This is a genomic window from Nocardia sputorum (genome assembly GCF_027924405.1).
Lineage (GTDB): Bacteria > Actinomycetota > Actinomycetes > Mycobacteriales > Mycobacteriaceae > Nocardia > Nocardia sputorum.
On record NZ_AP026978.1, the window covers coordinates 4323801 to 4340040 of the forward strand.

The window sequence follows — 16240 nt, forward strand, 5'->3', positions numbered from 1 at the left end:
TTACACCATGTTCAACGGAGGGGACTTGGGGAAGACGACCGGCAAGGCCGCCAACGCCCGGTGGAATGGGCCGGGCCGCCAGACCACTTGGTCCACGGGCACGGCCAGTTGCATTTCGGGGAGAGCGTCCAGGAGCTGGTCGATGGCTTCCTGGACGACCACCGACGCCACCGACTTCGCGGGACAGGCGTGCGGCCCGACCGCCCACGCCAAGTGGGAACGGTTGCCGGTGCGGTCGCCGCCGCGGATCGCCGGATCGTTGTTGCAGGCGGCGAGGCTGACCAGAACCGGCTGATGCGCGGGCAGCCAGGTGTTGTCGATCAAGATGGGCTGCCGGGGATAGGTGATGCAGAAGTTCGCCATCGGCGGGTCGTTGAACAACACCTCGTCCAGCGCGTCGCGCGTGGACAGGCTACCGCCGAGGACGTCGCCGCCGAAACGGTCGTCGGTGAGCATCAGCAGCAGGGTGTTGGTGATCAGGTTCTGCTGCGGCTCGATTCCGGCGCCGTAGAGGCTGATCAGGTTCGACAGCATCTCCTCGTCGTTCAGATTGGACGAGTGATGGGCCAACCGGGACGTCACGTCGTCGCCCGGCTCCGCGCGGCGCTCGTGGATCAGCTCCATCAACGCCTCCGACAACATCTGCATGCCCTTGGCCGCCTCGACGGTGTCGAACAGCATCGCCATGCCCGTGGCGACCCGCTGCCCCAGTTCCCTCGAACAACCGACGATCCGATTGAGCACTTCGAAGACGAGCGGGAACGCGTACTGCGTCACCAGATCGGCGGATCCGACCTCGCAGAAGTTGTTGATCAGCGGAATGGCGATACGCTCGACCATCGAATGCACTTCGTGCAGGTCGATGGCGTCGATGCTCGCGGTATAGGCGCCCCGGTAGCGGGCGTGCGCGGCGCCGCTGTTGCGCAGTGCGTTCGGATACCACTCCATCATCGGCCGGATGGGCGAGTCCTCGGGGATGTTCTTCTGCCAGATACGGGGATCGGCGGGGAAGTGCTCGGGATCGTTGAGGATCCGGACGGCTTCCTGATAGCCGATCACCAGCGTGGCGGGCACACCGGGCGACAGTTCGATCGGGACCAGCGAACCATGGCGCCTGCGCATCTCCCGGTAGACCCCGTGCGGGTCGGCCGCGAAACCCTCCGCGTAGAGGGGAATCCTGGGACCGTCGGTATCGATCGGCGATCCGTGCGCGACCGGGCAGGCGCCGCCGGCTAGGTGCGTGGGGAAGGTCGAGGACTGAGACATGGTCAAATGCGAGACTCCAAACGGTGGAACAAGAATTCGACGAGCGTGATCAGCGAACGCAGGCACGTGCCCCGATCACGCGCGTCCAGTGCCGTCAGCGGTGTGCCCGGTTCCAGGTCGAGGGCATCGCGCACCTCTTCCAGCGGGTAGGGCCGCGCGCCTTCGAACTGATTGACCGCCACCGAATACGGGACGCCGCGTTCCTCGAGCACCGAAAGGACCTCGTCGGACTTCTCGATGCGGCGGGTGTCGACCAGCACGAGCGCGCCGAGCGCACCGCGGGCCAGCTCCTCCCACAAGGGGACGAAACGCTGCTGGCCCGGAGTGCCGAACAGGTAGAGCGCGAGTTTCGGACTGAGCGTGATGCGACCGAAGTCCATCGCGACCGTGGTCTGCGATTTGCCGGGCAGCCCCGCCATGTCGTCCACACCGACGCTGGCTTCGGTGATGGTCTCCTCGGTGCGCAGCGGCTTGATCTCCGAGACGCTGCTCACGAACGTGGTCTTGCCGACACCGAAGTTGCCGGCCACCAGCAGTTTCACCGAGCGGGTCACGGTCTCCGGCACGTAGTCGACGGCGCGATCAGACGGCGAGAGCACGGAGCCCATTGAGTACCTCCTCCAGCAGAGCGATCTCCGGCAGGGACTCGGCCGGGGTGGGGGTGACCAGGTGCCCGCCGTCCATGAGATCGGACGCGACGATCTTCACGACGGACGGCGGGAGGTCGAGGTACGCCGCGATCTCGGCGATCGACAGCGCACCTCGACGGCTGCACAGGGCCATGACCCGGCGCGCGTCGGGCGACGCGCCGGGGAGTGGATCTTTGGCGGTCAGGACCAAAGTAACCAGGTCCAGCTCGCGAGTGGGACGCGTACGCCCTCCGGTGCGCACATAGGCCCGGACCAGGTCCGGGTCGCGCCGCGGCTTGCTCATGACGGCACCTCGCTCGTGCTCGGCTCCGTGATGCCCAGCGGCGCAGTACCTTTGACTCGCTCGCTGCGCTCGATCATGGCATTTCGCTGCCGTCTACGCGCCTGCGCGGCTGACTGCCGAGCTCGCGCCCGACCCGGCCGGCCAGCTCGTTCATCCGGTGGGCGACGAGGCCCACGTCGATGTCGTTGGTGGTCGCGACGCCGAGCAGCGCGCCCTCCCCCGCCGCGGTGATGAGGATCATCCCCTGGTCGTACTCGGTCATGTTCTGCCGCACCCCGTTCGCGGAGTCGCCGCAGAACTCGCCGAGCGCCTTGCCGAGCGAGCGCAGGCCCGAAGCCGCGGCGGCGAAGCGTTCCGCCTCGTCGCGGGCGATCCCCGCGGAGTGGGCGATGCGCAGGCCGTCGTCGGAAAGCAACACCGCGAACCGCACACCCGTGATGTTGAGATCTTCGAGTAGCCAGCCCAGTTTGTTGCTGCTGTCGGTCACGGGTGTGGCCATCAGGATGTCATCCCTTCCGTGTCATCGGATGCGGCGGCGCGGCCGCTCTTGGAGCCGGTATGCCAAGCTGCGGCGACCTCGGGGCGAGCGAGGCCGGGTTCGGTGCGCGGCCCGACCGGGGCGAGCGCGACCGTTCGGCGTCGTCGCTTGGGTAGTCCGCCGCTGGTGATCTCGCTGACCGTCAGCGAGTGCTCGTCCTCGACGGGCTGCTCGCTCGGCGCGTCCTTCGCGGGAACTGTGGCCGGCTCCGGTTTTGCCTCGGTCACGGGCGCGACCTCCTGGACGTTCTGCGGGGTGACCAGCAGCGACTCCGGGATGTAGACCATCGCGCGCATGCCGCCGTAGACGTTCGGGCCGTCGATGTAGACGGTGAAACCGTAACGGCGGGCCAGCGCGGCGATACCCGGGAAGCCGACCTTCGGCGACGGGCCGAGCTGGTGGATGTCGACGGGCCGCTCGTGCGCGAGCACTTGGCGGGCTTCCTCCATCTGCTCGGCGTTCATCCGCACGCCCGCGTCATCGATGATGACGGTGACGCCGTGATGACCCTCCTGGAAGTTGACGTCCACGTAGGAGGTCGGCGGAGAGTACCGCAACGCGTTGTCCAGCAGGGTCGCCAGCGTGTGCACGAGGGGTTCCACCGCACGGCTGATCACGACGCGGTCGAGCTGGTTGGGCCGCACCCGCAGGTATTCCCGGACGCGTCCGATGGCGCCGCCGACCACGTCGGTCAGTGTCTGCGCTGGCCAGCGGCGGCCGGGCAGGCCACCGCAGACGATCACGTAGGACTGCGCCTGACGGATCATCTGCTGCACGGTGTGGTCGATGCGGGTGAGGGTCTCGTACACCGCGTCGTCGCGATGCTCACGCAGCGCGGCGCTCACCACCTGGCTGACGTCCGCGCCGAGGCTGACCACCGAGGTGCCGAACGAGCGGACCGCGGCGCTGGTCGCCTGCCGCGACGCGGCGGCGACCTCGGTGCGCGCGGTCTCCTCGGCGGCCTTGATCGCCTGCTGCGCTTCGTTGTTGGTCAGGTCCCTGGTCTCCGAGCGCATCAGGCTCAGATCGTCGGCGTACCGCTCGGAGATCCACCGCAGGATCTGCGCGAGCCGCGAATTCTCCATGCCCGCCTGGACTTCGACCGGGGGCACCTGCGACTCGAACCGCCGGATCGACTCGGCCACCGCGGGTAGCGTGGTGGCGGCGAACCGCTCGAGCGTGTCTTCTGTCGCGCGTTGTTCCCTGATCAGCGTCTCGACCTTGGCCCGCTGAGCCCTGGCATACTGCACTGCATACAACGCCCCCGCTACGGCGATCACCACAGCGGCGGCGAGGATCCATGAAAGCACCACGGCGATATCTTGATTCATCAGTTCTTTCGTCGTTGACTGGTCTCGAGGAATCGGCCCACTGCCATCCTGCTTCGCTCGCCTTCCCTCGCCTGCCGACCATGAACGGACCGGTCGGTGGGGTCCGCGTCGGAGTACCGGAAACCCCGCGACGACACCGGCACTCACCAGAGTGCCTACCGCATAGTGCCCGCAGGACAGGCGATTACACGTGAATCGCCGACCGCCCGGATCGTGTCCGAACGGTAACCAGAACCCGACCATTCGCACATTAGCAGCATTCCAACGAAGTCTCTGCCGATCCCATCGACACTTTCCGGATTCCCGGAGCTGGGACGATACGTGCCGCAGATCGCGACATAGTTGGGCAATAATGTTGGGCTGCCATGCAACCCGCAGGCCATTTGCCCTGCGTACGGGACCGCGCGCCGGACGGGCACCGGAGACGGCCGTCTCGGCGCTTCGGTCGATGCGCCCGCCGCGATAGGGGCCGAGCAGGCAGAACAGGCATTCACTGACGCGTCAACAAATGTATTGGCGGGTGTCGCGATTCGTTTTCGCAAAGACGAGTTCGCCTGGAACCGGAAGTCCACCCGACCGGCCGCCCTCCCGGCCGGGCGCACCACCGGCGCCGGATACCATGCGCCCATGGCAAAGCTGAAGGTCTCGGTCGACGTCCCGATCTCGCCCGAGGAGGCCTGGACGCACACCTCCAACCTCGCCGAACTCGACAAATGGCTGACCATGCACGAAGCGTGGCGCGGTGCGGTTCCGGCCGAGCTGACCGTCGGCACCCAGCTGGTCGGCATCGCCTCGGTGAAGGGCCTGCGCAACCGGGTCACCTGGACCGTGCGGGCCGCCGAGCCGCCGCGTCGCCTGCAACTGACCGGCGCGGGCAAAGGCGGCACGAAACTGGGACTGCAACTGCTCGTCGCGCCGAAAGGCTCCGGATCGGAGGTCACCGTCGACATCGAACTCGGCGGCGCGCCCCTGTTCGGCCCGATCGGCTCCGGAGTGGCCCGCGCGGTCAAAGGCGATATCGAGCGCTCGCTGGACCGCTTCATCGCCCTCTACGGCTGACCTCGACCGTCACCCGCCGAGGGCGTCGAAGATCTCCTCGGCGCGGTCGCGGGTGCGGTACATGTCCCACGCGGTGTCGGCCAGGTCGTCCGGATCGAGGGTGTGGCCTTCGGGGCTGCCGAAGCGCGCCGGATCGGCGGTGACCATGGCGTGGATGTCGCCGCGTTCGACGAGGCCGCCGATGGTGAGCGTGCCCGCGTAGAGGTTGCGCCCGGCCAGCGCGGCGTTGAGGGTGAGCGCGTAGTTGCGCAGCGCGGCGGCCGCGAGAGCGAGGTGGCCGAGCATGGGCATGGGGCGGACACTGGAGAGCCCCCCGGCGAAAAACAGTGCGCCGTCGCCATGTTCGAGCATTCCGGGCAGCACGTCGCTCACCACGTCGATCGCGGGCCACACCCACTCGAACGCCGACTGTGCCGTGGCCGCGTCGACGTCGGTGATCGGCACCGGATGCTGCGCCGGCCCCGGCCCGTAGTAGACCATGCCGATCGGGCCGCCCCCGCGGATGTCACCGAGTACCGCGCCGAGCCGCGAGCGATCGGTGACGTCCGCGACGTGGGCGGTGGCGTCGATGCCGCGACTTGCCAGGTCCGCCAGATACGCGGCATGCCGCGCGTCGCTCCGTGAGACCAGCGCGACCCGGAATCCTTCCCGGCCGAAGCGCCGCGCCATCGACATGCCGAGACCGGGGCCGACGCCGACGATCACCGCTGTTCCCTGCTGTGCCATGCCTTCTCCTAGAATCTGAGGCCCCCCTCGAATTCGTACCGTAGCACGAAATCGAGGGCTGCCTCAGATTTTGTAGAATGACCGGGTGACCAAACCGCTGCGCCGCGACGCCGCCCGCAATCGCGAGAAATTGCTCGCAGCAGCGGCCGATGTCTTCACCGAGCAGGGACTGGAAGGCTCCCTGGAAGAAATCGCGCGGCGCGCGGGTGTCAGCATCGGGACCCTCTACAACCATTTCCCGACCCGCGACGCGCTCATCGACGCACTCCTACCGCCCCGGCTGGCGGCGGTGGACGAGATCGCCGCCCGGGCAGCGGCAGAGCCGGACGCGTGGACGGCGTTCACCGGGTTCGTCGAAGACCTGCTGGTCCGGCTGACCGCCGATCGCGGTCTGCTCGAGGCGTTCACCGGGGATCATCCCGCCGCGGTGCGACTGGCGCAGGCCTGCCACCGCGGAATGTCGCAGCTGTCGGCCATTCTCGCGCGCGTGCGGGAAGACGGTGCGCTGCGCGCCGACGCGACCGACGAAGACGTCGTCAACTTGGTATGGGCGCTGTCGCTGCTCGGCGAGACCACGGGCTCGCCGTCGTGGCGGCGCGCCTTGCAGATCGTGTTCGACGGCCTGCGAAGCCGTCGGTGACCGGAAGGATTGCGACACGTGCCTCACGCAGTGGCGTCCGACGGGGTTCGCCTCGCCTATCAGGTGGCGGGCGCGGGTAGCCCGCTGGTCCTGCTCGCGGGTCAGGCCAACACCCACCACTGGTGGGACGGCATCCGCGCGGACTTCGAGACCCAACACCGCACCATCACCCTCGACTGGCGTGGCACCGGCGACAGCGACAAACCCGACGAGGTGTACAGCACGGCGGGTTTCGCCGACGACGTGGTCGCGGTACTCGACGACCTGGGCGTAGACCGGGCCGCCGTCTACGGCACGTCCATGGGCGGCCGGGTGGCCCAATGGTTGGCCGCGCGGCATCCCGATCGGGTGCACACCCTGGTGCTCGGCTGCACCTCTCCCGGCGGGAAGCATGCCGTCGAGCGCGGGCCGGAGGTCAGGCGCTCGCTCGCGCAGTCCGATCCGGCCGCCGCCCGCCAGGCTCTGCTGGAACTGATGTACACCCCCGACCGGCTGGCGAGTACGGCCGGCCCGTACAACACACTCGGCGATCCGGCCATGCCCGCCTATGCGAAACGCAGGCATCTCTACGCCAGCAACAAGCACGACGCGTGGGACGTTCTGCCGGACATCCGCGTCCCCACCCTGGTGGTGCACGGCACCGATGATCGGTTCAATCCGGCGGCGAACGCTCTCTTACTGGCCGAGCGCATTCCCGGTGCGCGACTGCATCTGGTCGAAGGCGCACGGCACGCGTACTTCGACGAGTTCCGTGCGGTGGCGAGCCCGGTCGTCCGGACATTTCTCGACGCGGCGCGGCCCTGACCTGCCGCCGCCGGTACGTCCTGGTGGACCGGCGTGGCGCGTGCCCGCTGGACTGTCCCGGGATCGCCTGGCGGACAGGCGATCCCGGGACATGTACCGCTACGCGTGGATCACGGTCGCCGCGTCGGCCGCCTGCGGGTCCTTCGGCTTCGTGCGCGGCAGGAAGGACGCCGGGATCAAGGTGAGCACGATCAGCACCAGCGCCACCACATAGGTGTGGCTGAACGCTTCGGCGGCCTGCTGCAGACCGGTATCGACGGCCCCGGGCGGAAGCTGCTCCGCCAGGCGGGGATCGAAGTTCGACGCGATCGCCGGACGCGCGAGCGGTTGGTTGTTCAGCAGGTTGGTCAGCACCACCGACATCGTCGCCGTGCCGATCGAGCCCGCGGTCTGGTTGACGATGTTCATCAGCGTCGACCCGCGCGCCACCTGCTGGTGGGTCAGGGTCTGGATCGCCGCGGTCATGATCGGCATCATGGTGCAGCCCATGCCCAGGCCCATCACGACCAGCGCGCCGATCATCGGCAGATACGAGCTGTCCGCGTCGAGTTGGACGAAGTAGGCGGTGCCGATCGAGATCAGCGTGATGCCGATGAGCACGATCTTGCCGGGGCCGATCTTGTCCACGAAACGCCCCGCGATCGGCATGCTGAGCATCGCGCCGATGCCCTGCGGCGCGATCAGCAGACCCGCTTGCAGCGCCGACTCGCCGCGCACCTGCTGCAGATACGTCGGCAGGAGCAGACCCGCCCCGAAGAACGCGACGGCGAACAGCACCATCGTGAGTACCGCGAAGGTGAGCGCGCGGTTGCGGAACAGATGCAGATCGATGAGCGGGTGTTCGGTGCGCAGCGCGTGCAGCACGAACGCGACCATCAGCAGCGCGCCGATGGCGGCCGGGATCAGCACCCGCGCCGCCAGCACCGTTCCCTGCTCCGGGATGGAGGAGACGCCGAACAGGAACAGGGCCAGGCCGGGCGAGGCCAGCAGCATGCCGATGAAGTCGAACGACTCCGACGGCTCCGGCTTGTCGCTGGGCAACACGATGAACGCGAGCGCCAGGGCGACCACGCCGATCGGCAGGTTGATCAGGAAGATCCAATGCCAGCTGAAGTTCTCGATCAGCCAGCCGCCCAGGATGGGGCCGCCGATCGGGCCGAGCAGCATCGGCACGCCCAGCACCGCCATCACCCGGCCCACCCGCTGCGGGCCGGCGGCATGGGTCATGATCGTCATGCCCAGCGGCATCAGCATGCCGCCACCCAGGCCCTGGATCACGCGGAAGGCGATCAGCGATTCGATGTTCCACGCCGTGCTGCACAGCAGGGAGCCGAGCACGAAGAAGGTGAGCGCCATGATGTACAGCCGCTTGGTGCCGAAACGGTCGGCCGCCCAGCCGGTCAGCGGGATCACGGTGGCCAGCGCGAGCGTGTAGCCGGTCATCGTCCACGCCGCGATGGCGTAGCTCGTGTCGAATTCGCGCTGGAAGGTCGGGATGGCGACGCTGACGACGGTGATGTCGAGAATCGACATGATCGCGCCCAGCACGACCACGCCGGCGACCTTGAAGACGGCCGCGTCCAGTTTGTCGCTCGTCGGGTCGGGCCCAGCAGCCTGGGTATCCGGAGGTTGTGTCACCGCTTAAGCGTGGCACCTTCGGGGCCGCAATACCAGTCATTACCGGTTCCTGTCGCCGGGAATTCCGCGAGCACCGACAACGCGGCCCGCGTCGCGGCCTCGCTCGCGGGTAGCAGCGGCAACCGGACCATCGGACTCGGTATGCGACCCTGCGCCGCGAGCACCGCTTTGATCACCGTCGGATTGGGTTCGGCGAACAGCGCGGCCGACAATACCGCCAGCCGGTGACCGAGCGACCGCGCCGCGCCGACCGGACCGGTGCGCCACGCGGCGACCAGAGCCGCGAACGCCGCGGTGTGCACGGCGGCGGAGGCCGTGATCGCGCCGGATGCGCCGAGGGCCAGCAGCGCCGGAGCGAACAAGTCGTCGCCGGCCAGCACGGCGAAATCCGCGGGCAACGCGCTCATCAGCGCGACGGTCGCTTCGTCGACGGCGCCGACGGCATGCTTGAGACCGATGACGTTGGGCAGGTCGGCGAGGGCGAGCAAGGTGCCGGTACCGAGGGAGAGCCCCGTCCGGTAGGGGATGTGGTAGACGACCAGCGGCACCGGCGCCGCCGCGGCGAGCTCACGGAAGTGCGCGAGCACACCCGCCTCGGAGGGCCGCGTGTAGTACGGGACCACGGTGAGGGCCGCGGCGCTCCGCGCGTCCAGACCTTCGAGGGCTTCGACGGAAGCGGCCGTCGAGTTCGATCCCACGCCGACGATCAACGGCGCGTCGTGTGCCCGGCAGACGCGCGCGCAGACGGCGACCACCTCCGCCCGCTCCGGGGCCGTCAGGGTCGCGGGTTCCCCGGTGGTGCCGAGTGCGACGAGGCCGGTGGCACCGTCGTCCAGTACCTCGTGGGCGAGCCGCTCCAGCGCGTCGGCGGCGAGTGCGCCGTCGGCGGTGAACGGCGTGATCAGGGGGACGAAAAGACCTGCGAGCGTCATGACAGTCAGCCTGATCGCTGAAAACCATCAGATCCAGTTCACGTTTCTGTCGCAGACCATAAGCTGAACTGATGCTCGATGTCCGCAAACTGCGTCTGCTGCGGGAACTGTCCCATCGCGAGACCATCGCCGCGGTCGCGGAAGCCCTCGCCTACACCCCTTCGGCGGTCTCCCAGCAGCTCACCGCCCTGGAACGGGAGGCGGGTGTGCCGCTGCTCGCGCGAACCGGCCGGCGGGTGACGCTCACCCCGGCGGCGGTGGCCCTCGTCCAGCACACCGAGCGCATTCTCGCGGTGCTCGAGCAGGCCACCGCCGAACTCGCCACGACACGCGCCGAACTGACCGGAACTCTCCGCATCGGAGCGTTCCCCACCGCCGTGCGGACCATCCTCTCCCCCGCACTCGTCGCGCTGAGCAGTGCGCATCCACGGCTGGAACTGCGCGTGACCGAACTGGATCCGGCGCTGGCGCCCGACGCGCTCCGCGCCGAGACACTGGACGTCGCGCTGATCCAGGAGTACGACTACGTGCCGGTCCCCGCCGATCCCGCGCTGCACAGCGAGCCGCTGTTCGAGGAGGTCGTCTATCTCGCCGCGCGCTGCCCCGGCCCGCTCTCCGCGCACCGCGAAAGTCCCTGGATCGCGAGCACGCCCGGCACGCTGTGCCACACGATGACGGTGCGCGCTTGCGAGGCGGCGGGATTCACACCCCGGATCCGGCATCACGCCGACGACTTCGGCACGGTCCTCGCGCTCGTGGCGGCCGGGCAGGGCGTCGCGCTGGTCCCGGAATTCGGGACGCGGGATTGCCCAGGAGGCGTCACGCTCGTCGCACTGCCGACGCGACGGCGGACCCACCTCGCCTATCGGCGCGGCGCGGGCGACCATCCCGTCGTGCGCGCCGCTCGGGTGGCGCTGCGCGAATCGGCCGAACGCTCTCCCGGCCGCTGACCACTCAGCGCAGCCGATACCGGCTGGTCGGCACGACATCCAGGTTCCGATCGCCACCGAAGGTCGCGACGCTGGCCATCAGCCGGTCGATCCGGCGGGCCAGCTCCGCCGCGTCACCGCCGCTGCCGTAGAACGCGTGCGGATCGCCGAGCGCTTCGATCGGGAACAATTCCTCCACGATTCCCGCGATGCCGGGCGCACCGGCCGTGGCGGGCCCGGTCACGACGTTCTGCACGTAGCCGAACGTCGCCTGCGTCTCGATGGCGATCGCGGTGTGGCGGTTGCGCCAGCGGTCCAGCCAGTCGGCCTGCGGCAGGCCGTCCGGCTTGCGCAGGAAGGCGATGTTCGACAGGCCCGGCGCGCGCTCGAGCGCGGCGGTGACCGGCGGCGGGATCGGCGTCACCTCCTCGACGTGCCAGCCGGCCACCCGCTCGGCGACAGCGCTCAACGCTCGCTCGGCCGCCTCCGGCCGCGGGTCACCCGCCCACCAGACGCTGACGACGGCCCGCACCGGCGCGTCGAACGTCGTGATGCGCAGCATCGCCGTCTCGACCGCCGCGTCCGCGATGTTCGCCTGCGCGGCGGCCACTTCCGGCAGGCGCGCCGCCAGATCGTCCGCGCGCAGGTCTCCGACACCCCACAGCGCAAAGATGGTCTTCATCCGCAGGCCACTTTCTAGAACACGTTTCACTATCGGTGCGAGCCTAGCCCACCGGCGCGGTTGGCCGCCGCGGCTCGGGGTATCCGACCGTCAAGCTGCGAAGGTGGTGATCCGTGCGGACCATATCGACCGACATCCCGGCCAGACTCGATCGTCTGCCCTGGTCGCGATGGCACTGGATGATCGTGATCGGGCTCGGATCCGTGTGGATCCTCGACGGGCTCGAAGTCACCGTCGTCGGCAGCGTGGCCGCCCGGCTGTCACAACCGGACAGTGGCCTGACCATCACAGCCGCACAGGTCTCCGGCATCGCCGCCGCCATGTACGTCGCGGGCGCAGGCTCCGGCGCGCTGTTCTTCGGTTGGCTGACCGACAGATTCGGGCGGAAGAAGCTGTTCCTGATCACCCTCGCGGTGTACCTCTTCGCGACCGCGATGACGGCGCTGTCGTTCTCGATGTGGTGGTTCGTCTTGTTCCGGTTCCTCACCGGGTTCGGTATCGGCGGCGAGTACGCGGCCATCAATTCCGCCATCGACGAACTGATTCCGAAACAGTACCGCGGCCGCATCGACATCGTCATCAACGGCACCTACTGGCTCGGGGCCGTCGGCGGTGCGCTGCTGTCCATCGTCGCGCTGAACACGGACCTGTTCCCGCCGAATGTGGGCTGGCGGTTGACCTTCGCGCTCGGCGCGGTCTTCGGTCTGGTCATCCTGCTGGTGCGCAGGCATGTCCCGGAGAGTCCGCGCTGGCAGTTCATCCACGGTCACGAGGACGACGCGGAACGCACCGTCACCGCGATCGAACAGCGCGTCCGCGCGGATACGGGCACGGCGTTGGCCGACGTGTCCGATCAGCGGATCCGCGTCCGGCAGCGCCGGACGATCTCCTTCCGGGAGATCGCCGAGGTGATGGTGCGGCGCTATCCGCGCCGCGGTGTGCTCGGCCTGTCGTTGTTCATCGGGCAGGCGTTCCTCTACAACGCCATCACGTTCAACTACGCGCTCATCCTGTCCAGGTCGTTCGAGATCCCGGACGACCGGGTCGGCTACTACTTCGCGGTGCTGTGCTTCGGCAACTTCCTGGGCCCGCTGCTGCTGGGCAAGCTGTTCGACACGGTCGGGCGCAAGCCGATGATCGCGGGCAGTTATCTCGGGTCGGCGGTGCTCTTGCTGGGCACCGCATGGCTTTTCGCGGGCGGTCACCTGACCGCTACGACGCTCACCGCGTGCTGGACCGCGGTGCTGTTCGTCGCGTCGTGCGGCGCCAGCGCGGCCTATCTGACCGTCAGCGAGATCTTCCCGATGGAGACCCGCGCCATGGCCATCGCCTTCTTCTACGCGATCGGGACGGTCGCGGGCGGCGTCGCGGGACCGTTGGTGTTCGCCGAGCTCACCGCGGACGGTGAGCCGGGGAAGACCGCCCTGGCGTTCGTCATCGGCGCGCTGGCCATGTTCGCGGCCGGGTTGGTCGAAGTGGCTTATGGGGTGCGCGCCGAAGGCCGGTCGCTGGAGGACTTGGCCGAGCCGCTCAGCGCGACGCCGGAGCCGAGCCGGGTGGAGGCCGGTCAGCCGCCGCCGAGTGGATAGGGGCGGCACTGCGCGGTGTCCTCGGCGGAAGCCCGGCCACAGCCGTAGATCATCACGGGTTCGGCGTTGGTCGAGGGATCCCAGATCTGCTCCACGCTGAGCATGCCCACCCACTTGTCGTGCGCCACCCGGCCCGCGTGCGCGCCTTGACTGACCGAGAAGTCCAGCACGCCGCTACTGGATTCGATCACCGGATGCCGAGGGAGATCACGCAGCGCGGCCCACACCGCGGCCGCGCTGATCGGGATCGGCTCGGTCCACACGCCGGAGACGGCCGGAGCCAGCGCTTGCACGGCGCGCACGAACAAGCCCACCGCGTCGTAGGTCAGCGCGACCCGTTCACCCAGCGGATGCAACTGCGCGCGCTCGCCCAGCGGTTTGTCCGCCTCGGCGCAGGCGTTCCAGCTCGGGATGTCCGGATCCACGGTGGTGGCGAGGTTGTAGAACTCGACCCGGCTGCGCCGGCCCTGCCCCTTGTTCCGGCAGGTCACCAAGCTCGCTTTGGCCACGTAGACGAGCGGGCGCGCGCTGTTGGCGGCTCTACGCCGGTCCGCGCTGGCCATGAACCGGTTGACCGAATCGTCCGCGATCAACAGCACCCGCCGATCGCCGCACGCCTTGTTGAGGCTCTGCAGGAAGTCGGGGAACTCCGAATCCCGGCCTGCGAAGAACAGCACCTCGTCGCAGGCGTCGGTGTTGTCCGGCCCGGTGAAAGCCTCGCGCCGGTCCCAGGACCCGTCCCAGATCCGGCGCCCGCCCCGGGCCAGAATGTGCAGGTCGGCGGCCATGTTCTCGGTGTAGAGATCGGTCGGGTCGGGCCGGTGGTAGATCCGCACGCCGCGTCCGGCCAGCCCGGGCAGCGAATCCAGGTACTGCTCGATCATGTCGGCGATCGCGGAGTTCGGCGGAGCGATCTGGAAGTACAGCGGCGACGATTTCACCATCTCGTCGGCCGACAGGCTCGGCGCGACGATCGGAAGGCCGAGGCCGGTCAGCGCGTTGATCATGCCCAGCGTCGCGGTGCGGCTCTGGTCGAGCCCGATCGCCCCGACGATGCTCGGCTCGGCGCGGACGAGCGGCGCCAGCAGATCGACGACCTGCGCCCCCTGCAAATTGGCCGGCCCGGTGTTGGCGAGCAGCAACCTGATCAACGGGATCGTGTCGGGCGTGCGGGCGTCGGACAGCGCGACCGCTTCGAGTCCGCTGTACTGCGCCAGGGCCAAGCCCTCGATGTCCTCGCTCTGCGCCGGGTAGTCGCCCGGGACGCCGGTGAGCTGACCGAAATAGACCAGCGTGAACAGCGGCCGCGCCGGCTGCTCCCGAGCCAGCTGTTCGGCCAGCAGATTCTGTTTGTACACCCGTCGCTGCACGTCCACCAGGCGGTGGCTGCCGGGCTCGTCGCTCGCGAACAGGAAGCCCCGGCCGCCCGCCGCGGGATCGTCCGGATCGTAGGCGCTGAAACCGACGCAGTTGCCGTCCGCGCCGGAAACGACGCGCACCCACCGGTCGGCCGTACCGGTCGCGCACGCGGGTGCGCCCGCACGCCACGGTCGCCACGTCGCGAAGCCGGCCGCGGCCAGTGCCAGCACGACCACCAGCACCATCGCGGTCACCGTCACCGCCCGCCGCGCCCACCACGGCGGCGCGGGCGGATCGATGCGACGGAACGGGTCCGGTTCGTCGTCGTTCGGGCCGGTCGCGGGGACCCCGAACCACAGCTGCCACGCCCGCTGCCGCTGCCGCTGCCGCGCGACGGGCAATTCGTCCAGCCAGATCTCGTACAACCGCCGCACCCGGTACGCCGGTCGCGCGGTGACGCCCAGCGGCGGGGTCCGCGTGCCCGCCACCACCAGCAGCGGATCGTCCTTGCCGGTCTCGTTGCGGACGTCGTTGATCAGATCCAGCAGCCGGGGACCGGCTTCACCGTCGAGAGCGCGCAGGATCGCGACCGGATAGGTGGTGCGCCGCGCGGCGCCGATGCCCAACCAACGCCGTTGGTAGGCGACCCGCAGGTCTTCGACGAACGCGTGCACCAGCAGCTTGGCCAGCTGGTCGCCGTTCTCGCGACGGCGGGCGCCCTCGGTGAGCCGGTGGGCGAAGCCGAGGAACTGGCTGGACTGTTCCGGCGCCAGGTACTGCTGGCGCATGAACCAGCGGAACTCGCGCCCCACCCCGGGTATCCGGCCGCCGGTGCGCGCCCGGAACACCGCCGTCGGGAGCACGATGCGCAGCAATCCCAGCACGAGCCGCTGCACCACACCCACGGTGGCCTCGGCTTCGCCGAGCAACTCCTCACCCCAGCGGCCGAAGTCTCTGCGCAGCAGCGACGCCAGTTCGTCGAGCTCGTTGTCGGAACTCAGCCTGCGGGCCATCAACCACTCGGCCAGCCGGTAGCGCCGGAACAGCAACGGGCTCGATCGTCCGAAGCGGTCGGCGGACAATCCTTTGCAGAGGTTGTAGAGCAGTCGGCGAAGATCGGTGAGCCCCGGCGTGGTGTCGTCGACTACCGAACTGCCCTCGGGCAAAGGGTCGAGAGCATCGACGTCCACGGCCACGTGCAAGGCGCCGCCCAGTGCCGTCCCGAACATGTCCAGACAGGCGTCGACGTTGGTGAGATCGCCGCACAGGACCACCATCGGCAGCGTCAGCTCACCCCGCGACGGCCGTCGTACCAACCAGCGCAGCAGATCCTCGAGCACATCGACTCCCCGAAAGGAGACAGCTCTGGTGCCGGACATGACGCCCCCGTGTCCTCCGCCGAATGTGACCACCCATTGAAGCAGAAGCCAAAGTCTTTGACAGCCACAGAGGTTGGCTGGAGGCAGCGGCAGGAGAGCGCGGCAACCGGGCAGCAGGCACGGCGCACAAGCCCGGGATACGCGGGAGAGCACGGCCGGGAGGGGGCGTACAGTTCAGCGGAACTCGAAACGAGCCTGCGATTTCATACGGCTCGGAGTGTGTTTCACGGGAGCGGCCGGCGAATTCGCGGCGCGTCCAGTTCGGTGTTCGAGCCGCGACCGGCTATTCACCCGCCGCCGTCGCGTTTACCGGTGTCATCGGCTCCATGTGAAAGTACTTTTGCACGTGCATTCGCGAGCGGGACGCCGGGTCCACAATTACGGCGCCACCGTCGCGACCCTGGGCAGGGCCGCGCACGGTATCGGAATCCATCC

The 16240-nt window shown here is 68.8% G+C and carries 15 protein-coding genes; 5 read left to right on the forward strand and 10 right to left on the reverse strand.

Annotated features, from left to right (window positions below; genetic code table 11):
* From QMG86_RS19475 to QMG86_RS19495, 5 genes are all read right to left on the reverse strand, one after another.
* Positions 1-1266 (reverse strand): cytochrome P450, encoded by a 1266-nt coding sequence (locus QMG86_RS19475; RefSeq protein WP_281873875.1) that lies wholly within the window; start codon positions 1264-1266, stop codon positions 1-3.
* A 2-nt stretch (positions 1267-1268) separates the two neighbouring features.
* The gene (locus QMG86_RS19480) at positions 1269-1874 is read right to left on the reverse strand and encodes a GTP-binding protein (RefSeq protein WP_181721799.1); all 606 of its coding nucleotides are present in this window, start codon (positions 1872-1874) and stop codon (positions 1269-1271) included.
* Positions 1849-2199 carry a DUF742 domain-containing protein gene (locus QMG86_RS19485; RefSeq protein ID WP_039805398.1) on the reverse strand — a complete coding sequence of 117 codons (351 nt, stop codon included), beginning with the start codon at positions 2197-2199 and terminating at the stop codon, positions 1849-1851. The genes QMG86_RS19480 and QMG86_RS19485 overlap by 26 nt, the downstream gene beginning before the upstream one ends.
* A 73-nt stretch (positions 2200-2272) precedes the next feature.
* A complete protein-coding gene (locus QMG86_RS19490; RefSeq protein ID WP_159839877.1) occupies positions 2273-2698 on the reverse strand; it encodes a roadblock/LC7 domain-containing protein in 426 nt (141 codons plus the stop codon).
* A complete protein-coding gene (locus QMG86_RS19495) occupies positions 2698-4050 on the reverse strand; it encodes an ATP-binding protein (protein WP_281873878.1) in 1353 nt (450 codons plus the stop codon). The genes QMG86_RS19490 and QMG86_RS19495 overlap by 1 nt, the downstream gene beginning before the upstream one ends.
* 645 nt (positions 4051-4695) lie before the next feature.
* Here QMG86_RS19495 and QMG86_RS19500 point away from each other — a divergent pair.
* Positions 4696-5127 carry a type II toxin-antitoxin system Rv0910 family toxin gene (locus tag QMG86_RS19500; RefSeq protein ID WP_063020775.1) on the forward strand — a complete coding sequence of 144 codons (432 nt, stop codon included), beginning with the start codon at positions 4696-4698 and terminating at the stop codon, positions 5125-5127.
* A 9-nt stretch (positions 5128-5136) separates the two neighbouring features.
* On the opposite strand, the gene QMG86_RS19505 is transcribed toward QMG86_RS19500, so the two are convergent.
* Positions 5137-5853: an SDR family NAD(P)-dependent oxidoreductase gene (locus QMG86_RS19505; RefSeq protein ID WP_281873881.1), complete on the reverse strand. Its 717-nt coding sequence runs from the start codon at positions 5851-5853 to the stop codon at positions 5137-5139.
* A gap of 85 nt (positions 5854-5938) precedes the next feature.
* Here QMG86_RS19505 and QMG86_RS19510 point away from each other — a divergent pair, with 85 nt between their 5' ends.
* On the forward strand, positions 5939-6493 hold the full coding sequence (locus tag QMG86_RS19510; RefSeq protein WP_281873883.1) for a TetR/AcrR family transcriptional regulator: 555 nt from the start codon (positions 5939-5941) through the stop codon (positions 6491-6493).
* 18 nt (positions 6494-6511) lie between these two features.
* Positions 6512-7297 carry an alpha/beta fold hydrolase gene (locus QMG86_RS19515; protein WP_281873884.1) on the forward strand — a complete coding sequence of 262 codons (786 nt, stop codon included), beginning with the start codon at positions 6512-6514 and terminating at the stop codon, positions 7295-7297.
* 99 nt (positions 7298-7396) lie between these two features.
* Here QMG86_RS19515 and QMG86_RS19520 read toward each other — a convergent pair whose 3' ends face one another.
* Positions 7397-8935, reverse strand: a complete 1539-nt coding sequence (locus QMG86_RS19520) for a DHA2 family efflux MFS transporter permease subunit (RefSeq protein WP_281873885.1) — start codon at positions 8933-8935, stop codon at positions 7397-7399.
* The gene (gene dapA / locus QMG86_RS19525) at positions 8932-9867 is read right to left on the reverse strand and encodes a 4-hydroxy-tetrahydrodipicolinate synthase (RefSeq protein ID WP_281873886.1); all 936 of its coding nucleotides are present in this window, start codon (positions 9865-9867) and stop codon (positions 8932-8934) included. Before dapA ends, QMG86_RS19520 begins: the two co-directional genes overlap by 4 nt.
* Positions 9868-9938: 71 nt before the next feature.
* Between dapA and QMG86_RS19530 the strand changes: the two genes are divergently transcribed.
* Positions 9939-10817: a LysR family transcriptional regulator gene (locus tag QMG86_RS19530; protein WP_281873887.1), complete on the forward strand. Its 879-nt coding sequence runs from the start codon at positions 9939-9941 to the stop codon at positions 10815-10817.
* Between the two features lie 4 nt (positions 10818-10821).
* Here the strand turns inward: QMG86_RS19530 and QMG86_RS19535 are convergent, their stop codons facing one another.
* Complete coding sequence (locus tag QMG86_RS19535) at positions 10822-11478, reverse strand: EthD domain-containing protein (protein WP_281873889.1); 657 nt, start codon at positions 11476-11478, stop codon at positions 10822-10824.
* A gap of 113 nt (positions 11479-11591) precedes the next feature.
* On the opposite strand from QMG86_RS19535, the gene QMG86_RS19540 reads away from it, so the two are divergent.
* Positions 11592-13067: an MFS transporter gene (locus QMG86_RS19540; protein WP_281873891.1), complete on the forward strand. Its 1476-nt coding sequence runs from the start codon at positions 11592-11594 to the stop codon at positions 13065-13067.
* On the opposite strand, the gene QMG86_RS19545 is transcribed toward QMG86_RS19540, so the two are convergent.
* Positions 13046-15766, reverse strand: a complete 2721-nt coding sequence (locus QMG86_RS19545; RefSeq protein ID WP_281873893.1) for a hypothetical protein — start codon at positions 15764-15766, stop codon at positions 13046-13048. The genes QMG86_RS19540 and QMG86_RS19545 overlap by 22 nt on opposite strands.
* Between the last annotated feature and the right edge of the window lie 474 nt (positions 15767-16240).

Bases quoted from the DNA above. Each gene is read 5' to 3' on its own strand.
- QMG86_RS19490 (WP_159839877.1), bottom strand. From the start codon at position 2,698: ATGGCCACACCCGTGACCGACAGCAGCAACAAACTGGGCTGGCTACTC.
- QMG86_RS19485 (WP_039805398.1), bottom strand. From the start codon at position 2,199: ATGAGCAAGCCGCGGCGCGACCCGGACCTGGTCCGGGCCTATGTGCGC.
- dapA (WP_281873886.1), bottom strand. From the start codon at position 9,867: ATGACGCTCGCAGGTCTTTTCGTCCCCCTGATCACGCCGTTCACCGCC.
- QMG86_RS19535 (WP_281873889.1), bottom strand. From the start codon at position 11,478: ATGAAGACCATCTTTGCGCTGTGGGGTGTCGGAGACCTGCGCGCGGAC.
- QMG86_RS19475 (WP_281873875.1), bottom strand. From the start codon at position 1,266: ATGTCTCAGTCCTCGACCTTCCCCACGCACCTAGCCGGCGGCGCCTGC.
- QMG86_RS19500 (WP_063020775.1), top strand. From the start codon at position 4,696: ATGGCAAAGCTGAAGGTCTCGGTCGACGTCCCGATCTCGCCCGAGGAG.
- QMG86_RS19505 (WP_281873881.1), bottom strand. From the start codon at position 5,853: ATGGCACAGCAGGGAACAGCGGTGATCGTCGGCGTCGGCCCCGGTCTC.
- QMG86_RS19530 (WP_281873887.1), top strand. From the start codon at position 9,939: ATGCTCGATGTCCGCAAACTGCGTCTGCTGCGGGAACTGTCCCATCGC.
- QMG86_RS19480 (WP_181721799.1), bottom strand. From the start codon at position 1,874: ATGGGCTCCGTGCTCTCGCCGTCTGATCGCGCCGTCGACTACGTGCCG.